Raw genomic sequence first — 12991 nt, 5'->3', positions numbered from 1 at the left:
CACTCAGAGAACGATCTCTTCTTCATCGACTCCGCCGGGCGAGGGGGCCGGCTCGACAGCTCCACGGAGCGCATCGATGCGCTCCGCCAGGCGCTCGACGGAGGGAGCCTCGAACACGTCGCGCAGCGACAGCTTGAGCTGGAATACCTCGTAGATCCAGGAGACGAGCTGCGTCGCCAGCAGGGAGTGGCCGCCCAGATCGAGGAAGTTGTCGTGCCGTCCCACGCGCTCGAGGTCGAACAGCTCGGCCCACTTCTCGACCAGCGCCGCCTCCGTCGCGCCGCGTGGCGCCTCGTAGTCGTCGCTCGTGGGGCGATCTCCAGGCGTGGGTGCAGGCAGGGCCCGGCGGTCGATCTTGCCGTTGGTGGTCCGGGGGAAGCGATCGAGAACGACATAGGCCGCAGGCAGCATGTACACCGGGAGCCGGGCGCGCACGAACCCGTCGAGGTCCGCGATGCGGGGCGGTCTCGACGAGACCAGATACGCGATCAGCGTCACGTTCCCGTCGCCTTCGTCGCGAGGCATCACGACCGCGTCCTGGACCTCGGCGAAGTGACGGAGGACGACCTCGATCTCCCGAGGCTCGATGCGGAAGCCTCGCACCTTCAGCTGATGGTCCAGGCGGCCGAGGTATTCGAGCTGACCGTTGCTGGCCCACCTCGCCGAGTCTCGCGTTCGGTAGAGCCGCGCCCCTGCGTGCTCGGAGAACGGGCTCGGAACGAACGCCTCCGCCGTCAGGTCGGGGCTTCCGCAATAACCGCGCCCCACGCCCACTCCCCCCACCAGGAGCTCGCCCCGCACGCCGACCGGTTGAGGCCGGAGCTGCTCGTCGACCACGTAGATCTGCGTGTTCGCGAGCGGGCGTCCGATGGGTACCGAAGCACCCTGGACGCGCCCGTCGAGCACGTGGTGCGTCACGTCGTCGGAGCACTCCGTGGGACCGTAGGCATTGAGGAGCGGGATCTCGGCGTACCGATGGAACCAGCGCTCGCAGAGCTCGGGTGGCAGCGCTTCACCGGTGGAGATGAGCCATCGCAAGTGGCCGAGGGGCAGCGCCCTCGCGCACGGCTCGCCGAGCACGACGTGCAAGAACGAAGGCACCGTCTGCAGCACGGTGATCCGGTAGCGCGCGACGATCTCCAGGAGCCTCATGGGATCGTAGGCCACGGCATCCTCCACCACGTGAACCCGGCCTCCCGACAATAGCGGCGCCATGAACTGCCACACCGAGATGTCGAAGCACTGGGAGGCCGTCTCGGCGACGATGTCGCGCGGCCCGAGCTCGAGCTCCCGGATCTTGGCGTAGAGGTGATTGATCATCCCCCGCTGCTCGACCATGGCGCCCTTCGGGGTGCCCGTCGAACCCGAGGTGAAGATGGTGTAGGCCAGGCAGCCCGGCTCGGCCACGACGTCGAGATTGTCCGCCATCGTCGACCCGCGCAGCACCTCCTCTGCGACCAACACCCGCGGCCGGGCCTCACGGCTCAGCTGGGACCCCGCTTCGTGCAGCAAGGGCGCCAGCGTCCGGCCGGTCACTGCGACCGAAGCCCGACTTCCTTCCAGGATCGCCGCGAGCCGCTTCGACGGGTGACGTGGATCGAGGGGCACATAGGCCGCGCCGGCCTTCCAGACCCCCAAGATCACGACCAGCAGGTTCAGGCCTCGCTCGTCAAGCACCGCGACGAGCTGCTCGGGCCCCACGCCCACCGCGCGCAGCGCGTGCGCGACTCGGTTGGCGGAGCGGTTCAGCTGGTCGTACGTGAGCTGCTCTTCCCCCATCTGCGCACAGATCGCGTCAGGGTGCTCGGCCACGCGCTCCTGAAACAGCTCCACGAACGTCCGATCGAGGGGCGCGGGCACCTGCGTTTGATTCCAGCCGAGCAGGACCAGCGCTTCCTCCTCGTGATCGAGCATCGGCAGATCGAGCAGGCGGCGCTCTTGCGACTCGAGCATCCCCTCGACCACGATCCGCAGATGCGAGAGGTAGCGGCGGATCGTATCTTCACGGAAGAGCTCCGAGTCGTACTCGCAGCTTATCGTGAGCCGGCGATCGCTGTGCGAAGCCACAAGCACGGCGTCGCAGGCCGCCGTGTGCTCGGCGATCTCCTCCCGCCGGGGAGCCGTGTCCGCCGACGTCCAGCGCTCCGAGAGCTCGAACGCCAGGAGCATGGTCTGAAAGATCGGTGATCGAGGCGAGGCCAGGTCGTACCCGCTCAGCGGAATCATCCGCGCGAACGGGAAGCCGCTGTTCTGCCGCGCCTCGCGCACGGCCGTGGCTGCCCGCTCGAGGCACTCCGCGACCGTCGGATTGCCGGACAGGTCGGTGCACAGGGGGACGATGTTCGTATAGCTGGGCCCTTCTTCCCCCGAGGAGCCGCTCCTGCTCGAGACGGTCGCCGATCCGATCACGAGGCTCTCCTCGGCACCGTGACGCACCCATACGGCCTTCGCCCCCACCAGCAGCAAGACCAGCAGGCTGCACCCCCGCTGCCGGCAGAGCTCGTGAATGCGCTCGGTCGTGCTCTCGGAGAAGCAAATGCTCAGCTCCTCGCGGTGGTATGCCTTCGTGGGCGGTCGGATGCCGTCCAGGCAGGCGTCCAAGATGGGCACGTCGCCGGCCAGCCTTCGCTGCCAGTACCGCTCTTGCGCCGCAAGGCAGGGTCCGTCCGACCCGGCAACCGAGACAGCGTCTTGTTGTTCGTTCGCTATGGCTGAATCCTCCTGTCGCCGCGCTGTTGATCGCTCGGGCTCGTCAGATCTCATATTCGACAGAGTGCTCGTCACCATCGCTCGCCTCCGACCGCTGGCTGCCGGCCGCCCACAGGGCCGTCTCCACGGCCTCCGACAGACCGGCAATCGTGGGCACCTCGAACAGCAAGCTCACGGAGATGTCGATGCCGTACTCCTTGTACATCTTGTTGACGAACTGTACCGCCAACATGGAGTGCCCGCCCAGGGCGAAGAAGTTGTCGTCGATCCCGATCTGGCTCGTGCCAAACAGCTCTCGCCAGACCTCCAGGATGCGACGCTGCAGCTCCGTCGCGGGTGAGACGTGCTTCGCAGCTCCCCCCTCGCCGCCGTCGTCGAGGCTCCCGAGCGCCTGCGCCAGCGCCGCTCGATCCACCTTTCCGCTGGGGAGGAGCGGGAATTGATCGAGGACGGCGATCGTCGTCGGGAGCAGCACCTCGGGCAAGCGGAGCCTGAGGAACCGCTTCAGCTCGCCGGGGTGCAGCGCCGGCCCGGCTTGCTGCAGCACATAGGCAACGAGCTGGAGGGTCTGCCGCGCACCGGGCCGGATCTCCACGATCGCCCGCTGGACCGACGGGTGACGCTCCAGCTCGGCTTCGATCTCACCCAGCTCGACGCGAACGCCATTCCACTTGACCTGACGATCGAGCCGCCCGATGAACACGATGTTGCCGTCGGCGGCGTAGCTCACGGCATCGCCGGTACGGTACAGGCGTTCGCCGGGCCCATCGCCGAGCAGATCGGGAACGAATCGCTCCGCCGTCAGATCCGGACGCCGGAGATATCCGCGAGCCAGCTGGACCCCACCGATGTAGAGCTCGCCGCGCAACCCGACCGGCACGAGCTGCAGGTGCTCGTCGAGGACATAGACCTGCGTGTTGTCGATCGGGCGCCCAATCGGGACGACGGCGTCGTCGCTCCCGCACGACCACGCGGTCACGTCGACCGCCGCCTCGGTCGGACCGTAGAGGTTGTGCAGAGGAACCTCGAGACGAGCGGAGAATTCGTGCGCGAGCTCCGCCGACAAGGCCTCGCCACTGCAAAACACGCGCCGCAGCGTGCGGCATGCCTCCACGTGCCGTGTCTGGAGGAATGCGGCCAGCATGGAGGGAACGAAGTGCAGGGTGGTGACCTGGTGCCGTCGAATGGCGTCGACGAGGTAGCCACCGTCTCGATGCCCACCGGGTCTGGCCATCACGAGCGTCGCACCGGCCAGGAGCGGCCAGAACAGCTCCCATACGGAGACATCGAAAGTGAACGGTGACTTCTGCAGCACGCGATCGCTCACGCTCAAGCAATGCGCTCGCTGCATCCACGTCAGACGGTTGGCAATCGCTCGATGGGCCACGGCCACTCCCTTGGGGATGCCGGTGGACCCCGAGGTGTAGAGGACGTAGGCCAGGTTCCAAGCGCTCGCGCCGCTACACGGATCGGCATCATCCCAGCCCGCGAGCGCCCGATCGTCGACGACGGTCACTTCGAACCGCACATCGCCGCGGGGACGATCCGCCAGGACGCAGCTCGGCCGGGCATCCTCCACCATGAAAGCAAGGCGCTCGGCCGGGTATGACGGGTCCAGGGGAAGGTAGGCGCCGCCGGCCTTGAGGATCCCCAGCAAGGCGACCACGAGCTCGACCGAGCGATCCATGCACACGCCCACGATCACATCCGGTCCCACGCCGAGCGAGCGGAGGTGGCGCGCCAGCCGGTTGGCCCGGCGGTTCAATTCCCGGTAGGTGACGACCTCGTCCTCGAAGACGACCGCCACGGCATCGGGTGTCGCTCGAGCCTGCTCCTCGATCCGCTCATGGAGGCATCGGCTCTCCGGTGACTCGATGCGCGTGTCGTTCCACTGGAACCGCTGCCGGTGTAGCTGCTCCGAAGACAGGAGCGGCAGCCGGGAGATCGGGCAATCCGGGTCGTCCACGGCGCCCTGCAACAACGTCTCGAAGCTGCTCAGCAGTCGGCGAATGGTGGTGGCATCGAACAGCTCCGTCCGGTAGTGAAGCCAGCCGTAAAGATGAGACGTCCCGTCCCACACTTGCATGTCCAGGTCGAAGACCGCGCTCCGCTTGTCCAGATCCATGACCCGCAATTCCAGGCCACCCAGACGCAGCTCGGGCAACTTTGCGTTCTGCACGACGAACATGACCTGAAACGGATGCGCCTGCGTGCCGTGGAGCTCCGGTGTCTGTCGAATGACGAGCTGAAGCGGCAGGTCCTGGTGGCTGTAGGCAGCCACACACGTGGCCTTCACCCTCGCCATCAGCTCGCGAAAGCTCGGGTCGCCCGACAGGTCCGACCGCAGCAGGAGGACGTTGACGAACGGTCCGACCATCGCATCGGTCTTCAGGTGCCTTCGATTCGCGAGGGGTGAGCCGACGACCACGTCCGTTGCGCCGCTATGGCGGTGGAGCAGGACCTCGAAGGCGGTCAGCAGCGTCATGAACAGGGTGGCGCCCTGGTGGCGAGCCAACGACCGGACCCGCGTGCTCAGCGGACCGGAGAGGCCAAACTCTTCCCGCGCGCCACGAACGCTGGGGATCCGTGGTCGCGGACGGTCGGTGGGCAACCCGAGCGACGTGGGAACGCCGGCGAGCTGCGCTTGCCAGAAGGCGCGCTCCTTCTCGAGCTGCTCGACGCGCTGTCGCTCCCGCTCGGCGACCTCCGCATACTGAAGGGTCAGCTCCGGCAGTGAGGACGGAGCGCCCTGGCGCCACGCGCGGTACAAGGCGTCGGCTTCGGTGAGGATCACCCCCAGCGACCAGGTATCGGAGACGATGTGATGCAGGATGAGCAGCAAGACATGCTCGCGCTCGTTGCAGCGCAGCAGCGTCGCTCGCATCGGGAGATCGGCTTCCAGGTCGAACGGTCGCTGTGCGCCCTTCAGAGCCAGCTCCCGCAAGACCTGGTCTCGCTCTCCGGCGGGAAGGTGGCTGAGATCGATCAGCGGACAGACGAACTCGACACGCGAGCTCACATGCTGCGTCGGGCGCCCCTCGCGGAATTCGAACCGGCTGCGGAGCACATGGTGGCGACGGATGACCTCCGCCAGGCTCGACTCCAGGAGCCGCGGGTTCAGCAGACCTCGAACGCGCACGGGGGCGCACTCGTGATAGTAGGCGCAGCCGGGATCGAGCCGATGCAGGAACCAGAACCGCTCCTGGCTGTACGAGAGGACGTTGGTCATGCCCGTTGCCACTAGCGTTTCCCCCTCAAACCGGCCGCGGAGCCCGACGGTGCGTCGAGTGCCTCGTCGTACGACGTCGCCTCGACGGCCGCGCGGCTCAAATAGGCGGCCAGCGATCGCGTGTCCGTGTACTCGAACAGGATGGCCAGCGGAAAGTCCTGTCCCCGGTGCTCCACCAGGCGGGCATGCACCCTCGACGCCATGAGCGAATGGCCGCCCAGATCGAAGAAGTTGTCATCCAGCCCGATTCGGTCGACCTCCAGCTCCTCCCGCCAGGCGTCGGCCACCAGCTTCTCCAGGTCCGTTCGCGGCGGCTCGGAGGAGCCGAGCGCCTCCAGGCGAGTCCCCGTGAACTGCTCGATGGCGCGACGGTCGAGCTTTCCGCTGCTCGTGCGCGGCAAGCTATCCACCAGGCTCAAGACGGCCGGGATCATGTAGTCGGGGACCCGTCGGCGCGCGAACTGGAGCAGCTCGCCGGCCACGACCCGATGCCCCGGCCGCGCCACGATGTACGCCCAGAGCTGCTTGTCTCCGCCAGGCCCATCCATCGGCAGCACGGCCGCTTCGAACACGGCGGGGTGCTGCTTGAGCGCCGCCTCCACCTCCTGGGGCTCGACGCGAAAGCCTCGAATCTTCACCTGCAGGTCGATCCGGCCGAGGAACTCGATGGTGCCGTCGGCCAGGCCGATGGCCATGTCTCCGGTCCGGTAGAGCCGCGCCCCGGGCTTGGTACCCGAGTGGTCGGGGAGGAAACGCGCCGCCGTCAGCTCCGGCCGATTCAGATAGCCGAGGGCGATGCCGGGCCCGCCGATGTAGATCTCGCCGGGAACGCCCGGCGGAGCCGCCTCTGCCGCGGCATCGAGCAGATACACCGTGCTGTCCGCGGTGACGGTTCCGATGGGAACGCTGTTGCTGTGCGAGAAACGGCCGCTCGACGCGCGATCCGTGGGCTGCATGGTGGCGAAGACGGTCGCCTCTGTCGGCCCGTACGCATTGATCACGCGGCAGTCGCCGGGCACGCGCTCGAAGATGCGGGCGAGCAGCTCCTTCTCCAGCGTCTCGCCGATCAGCATGATGACACCGACCGAGGTCAGGCAATCGCCGTCGAGCAGCTCCCGGATGAACGTCGGAGTGGCGTTGATCGTGTTGATCCCGTGCCGGTTTACGTAGTCGATGTAGCGATGCCGGCCGAGCCGGACCAGCTCCTCCTCGAGGTAGAGCGTCCCGCCGGACAAGACCGTCCCCAGGACCTCCCATAGCCCGACGTCGAACGAGACCGAGAGCGTCTGCATCGTCCGTGCGCTCTCGTTCGACGAGAGGTGGTCGCGGTGCCACTCGACCAGCGGAACGAGATTGGCATGCGTGATCGGCACCCCCTTCGGAACGCCCGTGGTCGTCCCCGACGTGTAGACCACATACGCAACCTGCTCGGCGACGGTCGCCGTCCGGGTCGACGCGGTCGTGCAGCGTGCAATCTCGTCGAGCCCGTGGACGCGCACCTCCGCGCCGGTCTCGACCGGGCCCGCTGCCACGTCCAGCACGATGACGTCGCGAACGCCGGGGCACCCGCGACACAGCTCGATCGCCTTACCCAGCAGAGCCTGCTCGGTGACGAGGACATCGATCCCGCAGTCCGCCAGCATGAATTGCAGTCGCTCGACGGGGTCCCGGGAGTCCAGGGGAACGAATCCGTTGCCGGACTCGAGGACCCCGAACGCGCTCACCACGAAATGCGGGCTCCGCTGGAGCAGGAGGGCGACCAGCGGGAGGCGCCCGAGCTCGCGGCCTCCCGGTTCCTCGCTGGCCGGGGCCTCGGCGGCGGATCGCGAGCTCCTGGCGCGGAGCTCCGCGATCGAGTTGGCCACTCGCTCGACCTGCCGAGCCAGAGCGGAGTAGCTCGAGTAGGTGTCGCCGCCGACCAGCGCGATCTTGTCGGGCGTACGCTCCACTTGCTGCCGAAGCAGATCGTTCAGCGTTCGCTCGCAGGGGCCGGCCCGTCGCTCGGGAGGCGACGTCCTGCGCGTCGCGGGGCGTGAGACGACCGGCAGCGAAGAGATCCGCTGCCGTGGCTCCTCGGCCATGTGGCTCGTGAGCTCGCTGAAGTAGCCGACCATCCAGTCGATGCTCGAAGCGTCGAAGAGGTTCGCGTCGTACACCAGGAGCCCTTGCAACCGCCCGCCGATCTCGCCGAGCTCCATCTCCAGGTCGACGTCGATGCGCTCGCGCCGCACGGGAAGGGACTCCAGCGTCAGCGGCCCGAGCTCGATCTCTCCGCCCCGACAGCCCAGCGCCAGGGCCGTCAGCCCCGGATGCGCGCGGAGAGGTGACTGCTGCCAGTTGAGCATCGTGCGAAAGAGCGGCGCCCGCCCGTAGTTGCGCGCGGGACCGAGCTCCTCGACCAGCCGCGGAAACGGATACTCGCTGTGGGCCAGCACGGATACGACCGTCTTCCTTGCCGCAGCGACGAGCTCGTCGATGCTGGGGTCGCCGCTCACATCGGAGGGAAGCACGACGGGATTGACGAAGTAGCCGATGACGTCCGCGAGCTCACCGGCGTGTCGTCCCGACGTCAACGAGCCGATGGTGAAGCGCTCCTGACGGCAGATGCGAAACAGCAGCACTTGCCAGGCCGCGAGCAGCACCGTGTACAGGCTGGCATCGTGACGCTGCGCCAGGCGCCCGAGCTGCGCGGTGGTGCGAGGCGAGAGCTCGAAGAGCTGCGCCTCCACGCGCGGCGGCTGGCTCGTTCGTGGGCGGTCCAGGGGGAGGCTCAAATCGAACTGCTGCCCCGCGAGCTGGGCACGCCAGAACCGCTCGAGCTGCTCGCCACGCTCGCCCTTGAGGAGTCGACGCTGGCGGGCGACGTGGTCCGCATGGGTCGTCGTCGGGGAAGGCAGCGATGCGGGCGCTCCGGACGCCTCCGCGGCGTGGATCACGTTCAGCTCGCGCAGCAGCCGCGCCAAGGACCAGAAGTCCGCAATCAAGTGGTGGGCCGTCAGCACCAGCACGTGGCTCCGCGGGGACTTCGTGAAGACCGTGACGCGCAGCAGCGGCCCCTTCTGCAGGTCGAAGGCGTGCCGCGCCCCTTCCACCATCTGTGCTTCTGTCAGCTCCTGGCCACCTTCGAAGCCGGCTCGATGGATGAAGCACACTTCTTGCGTCTCGTGGATCGTGCAGACGGGCTCACCTCGCTCGGAGTCGAACGTCGAGCGGAGCGATGCATGACGATCGACGAGCTGCTGGAATGCCCTTCGGAGCCACTCGGCGTCCAGCTCGCCGCGGATCGCGGCGGCGACGGTGATGTTGTACGCAGTGCCGTGGGGAGCCAGACGCTGCAGGAACCAAAGCGCCCTCTGGCCATGCGACATCGGTGCGTCGACGTCGTGGCCGTCGCCGCTCGAGGCCGCGTCGTTCGAACGGGACGGCGTGGCGGCAATCCGCTCCAGAACGACCCGTGCGATCGCCGACAGCCCGCTCGTCTCGTACAAGCACGAGATCGCCAGGGTGACGCCCAGGTCGACCTGGAGGCGATGTCCCAGCTCCATCACGGAGAGCGAATCGAGCCCCAGCGCGGCCAGGGATGCGTCGACGGGGACCCGAGCCAGCGGCCGGTGGAGCAAATCCGTGACGGACGCGACCAGGTACGACTCGAGGAGCGCAAGCCGCCGACTGCTCTCCGTCGCGATGAGCGCTTCGCGGGTCAGTCTCGCCGCAGGTCGCTCCACGCCCTGGGGCGTCGCCAGATCCCTGCCGGCGACGCTCAGCTCGCCGTTCGACAGCATCTGCTTGCAGAGTCGGCGTCGCACCTTGCCGCTGCTGGTGATCGGGATCGTGCCAGCGTCGACCAACACCACCGTGTGGACCTGCAGCTCGTGCTCGAGCGAGATCGCCGCCCGGATCGTCTGGAATAGCTCCTCCTCGACGGCCGGCGCCGAGCGCCGGCGGCGTGCGAGCTCGAGGACGAGCACGAGACGCTCCTGCGTCCCCTCCTCGATCGAAAACGCCGCCCCACGGCCGGCGCGGAGGGACGGATGACAGCGGGTGGCGGTTCGCTCGAGGTCCTGCGGCCAGTAGTTCCGGCCACGAATGATGATCACGTCCTTGCGCCGGCCGACGATGAACAGCTGGCCTTCGTGCAGGAACCCCAGATCGCCCGTGCGCAAGTAGGGCCCGCTGGTGCCGCTCGCGTCCGTCACTCGCGCGCCGAACACATCTGCGGTTTGCTCGGGGTTGTTCCAGTACCCGCTGCAGACGTTGCTCCCGGCCACCCAGACTTCACCGACCTGGTCGGCTGCGCACGGCCGCGATGTCTCCGGGTCGACGATGGTCACCGTCTCGTCGAGGAGGTCTCGCCCGCAGCCGATCACGGGGACGGCCTTCGCGTCGTCCGGCGGTCGCGACGTCGCGCGGCCCGACGAGAGGAGCTCCTTGTCGACGTGGAGCGAGACGGGCGGTGTCGACCTCCGGCCTCCGGTGACCAGCAAGGTGGCCTCGGCAAGGCCGTAACAAGGGTAGAAGGCCTGACGGCGGAACCCGTGCCCGGCGAACGCCGTGCAGAACCGATCCAGCGTCTGGGCATGCACGGGCTCGGACCCGTTGAATGCGAGGGTCCAGCAGCTCAGATCCAGCTCGACGCATTGATCCGGGACCATCTTGTCCACACATAGATCGTACGCAAAATTGGGGCCGCCGCTGGTCCGCGCTCGATAGCGCGAGATGGCCTGCAACCAGCTCATTGGACGTTGCAGGAAGGACGCCGGGGGCATGAGGATGCAGCGCGAGCCGACGTAGACCGGCTGCAGCACGTTACCGATGAGGCCCATGTCATGGTATATCGGCAGCCAACCGACGACGGTCGAGTCTTCGTCGTGCTCGAAGGCCGTGGCGATCATCCTCTCGTTGGAGAGCAGGTTGCGATGGCTGACCTGCACGCCCCTGGGCCGGCTCACCGAACCCGACGTGTGCTGGAGGAAGGCGAGGGTCTCGCCACGAATGTCCGGGCGCGCCCAGTCGTCGGGATCCGCGAGCCGGGCGCGGTCGTCGGTGGCGAGCCACCGGAGGTGCGTGTCGGCGATCGTGCCCTCGAGCGCCCGGATCGAGCGCGCCGACAGCTCCGACGTCCCGAGCACGTATCTCGCCCCCGTGTCGCTCAGGATGGCCTGGAACGGGCGGATCGCCCCCCCCGGTCGCGGGGGTTGACAGGGAACTGCAATGACGCCTGCATAGAGCGCGCCGAAGAAGGCGCAGATGAAATCGAGCCCGGGCGGAAACAGCAAGAGCGCACGTTCACCCTCGGCATGTAATGCCTGCAGGCTGGCTGCGATCGATCGCGATCGAGCATCCAGCTGCTCGTAGCTCAGGTGTGCTTCGTACCCCCCACCGTCCACGAGGAATGTGAACGCCGTCCGATCCGGCTGGTGGTCGGCACGCCAGCGCAGCACGTCGACCAACGTCGACAGGTTCTCGGGCAGGTATGTCATGGGGGAACGTACAGTGAATATGTAAAGGGTACGCGCGACCGCTGGGCTCTCGCTCCCACTGGCCCACGCAGGTGCCGAACTGTACCAATGTTCCGTTGGGCGGGCAACACGGCCGCTCACCGCCGGGGTTCGGGCTCGGGCGGAGGCACCGTCGCGAACAACAGGGTGCCGAGCAGCCCGATGACCAGCGTGCAGAGCCACAGCACGTCGCTTCCCAGGCGATCCAAGATCGCCACACCGCCCCATGGCGCGATCATGAACGCGACGCTGAAGGCCATCGTGTAGAGCCCCATGTACTCGCCGGCGCGCGTTGCTGGCGCCCTCTGCGAGGCGTATGCGGAGCTGGAAGGAAACAGGATCATCTCCCCGACGGTCCACACCGCCACGCAGGCGGCGATTCCCCCGAAGCCGGTTGCCAGCCCCGTCGCGGCGAACCCGAGCGTGGTGAGCAAGGCTCCGCTCACCATGGCACGGCGATGAGACCAGCGCTCCAGCCAGACGTTGAGCGGCACTTCGACGACGATGATGATCACCGTGTTGATGGTGAACAGCAGGCCGAACATGTTCGCGCCCAAGCCCAGCTCGCGCGTCACGAAGATCGGCAGCGCAGCGTCCATCTGGAACATCACGAGCGCGATGCACAAGAGCCCCATGCAGAAGCGCAAGAACTCCGGATCGCCGTACGCCCGCCGCTCCGGGGCCTCGTCGGCCTTCGGCTCGCCTCCGCTCGTCTCGGCCTCCTGGACCGGCTCCGACGGCTTCACGGCGAGCTGCGGCTTCCCGGCGGCGCCGGTGAGCGCGGCCGGCAGGAACGCCACCACCAGCGCTGCGGACAACAGCGAGGTCACCCCATCGACGATGAAGATCCCCGCGAACCAGTGCGCGGCCAGAAGACCCCCCAGCGCCGGCCCGATGCTGAAGCCCAGGTGGACCGCCAGCCGCTGCAGCGCGAATGCTTGCTTGCGCTTGTCTTCCGGCGCCAGCTGCCCGACCAGCGCCATGCTGGCTGGCCGAAATGATGTCACCACCAGCGACAGCAGCACTGTCGCCACCAGCAGCACAGGCACCGTGTGCGCCAGCGGATAGAGCAGCATCACCACGCCCGAGAGCACCAGCGAGCCGACCAGCACCTGCCGTGCCCCGAAGCGATCACAGAGCCGCCCGCCCAGCGGCGAGGCCACCAGCGCGGTGGCCCCGTAGGTCGCGAGGATTCCACCCGCCATCTCTGCCGTGACCCCCAGACTGCTCGTGAGGTACAGCACCAGGAACGGCATCACCGTCGAGCCCGCGCGGTTGACGAAGGCAGCCAACGCGAGCACGAACAGCGAGGCTGGCAGCCCCTTGAGACTACGCCAGGGGTTCATACATCAGATCTGTGGCCCGCCGGCGGAGCCTCTCCGGTACGGTTGGGTTCGCAACGCCAAACAACCCTACACCGAATCGATTCCGGTGCCCAGTCCCCATTTCGTGTCCGCGCACGCGCCTGCATGCGATGGATCTCGTTCGGTTGCGACGCGCCTACGAGCGGCGCTCGTCGACGAGCGCGCTGAAGCGCGGCTGGTGATCGGCACCG

4 protein-coding genes are annotated in these 12991 nt (G+C 67.7%); all 4 read right to left on the bottom strand.

Annotation, left to right across the window (positions count from 1 at the left end):
- Positions 1–3: 3 nt before the first annotated feature.
- From WME89_RS19260 to WME89_RS19245, 4 genes are read right to left on the bottom strand one after another with little or no spacing between them, the layout of a single operon-like run.
- Positions 4–2763 (bottom strand): non-ribosomal peptide synthetase, encoded by a 2760-nt coding sequence (locus tag WME89_RS19260; protein ID WP_438010575.1) that lies wholly within the window; start codon positions 2761–2763, stop codon positions 4–6.
- Positions 2753–5938 (bottom strand): non-ribosomal peptide synthetase, encoded by a 3186-nt coding sequence (locus WME89_RS19255; protein ID WP_438010574.1) that lies wholly within the window; start codon positions 5936–5938, stop codon positions 2753–2755. Before WME89_RS19255 ends, WME89_RS19260 begins: the two co-directional genes overlap by 11 nt.
- Before the next feature lie 11 nt (positions 5939–5949).
- Positions 5950–11619 (bottom strand): amino acid adenylation domain-containing protein, encoded by a 5670-nt coding sequence (locus WME89_RS19250; RefSeq protein ID WP_438010573.1) that lies wholly within the window; start codon positions 11617–11619, stop codon positions 5950–5952.
- Positions 11535–12782, bottom strand: coding sequence for an MDR family MFS transporter (locus WME89_RS19245; protein WP_438010572.1), 1248 nt, complete (start codon positions 12780–12782; stop codon positions 11535–11537). Before WME89_RS19245 ends, WME89_RS19250 begins: the two co-directional genes overlap by 85 nt.
- Positions 12783–12991 lie beyond the last annotated feature (209 nt).

The sequence above is a fragment of the Sorangium sp. So ce321 genome, assembly GCF_051530195.1.
Lineage (GTDB): Bacteria > Myxococcota_A > Polyangia > Polyangiales > Polyangiaceae > Sorangium.
Note: the sequence above shows the minus strand (reverse complement) of the source record. Positions and strands in the feature narration are given on the sequence as shown.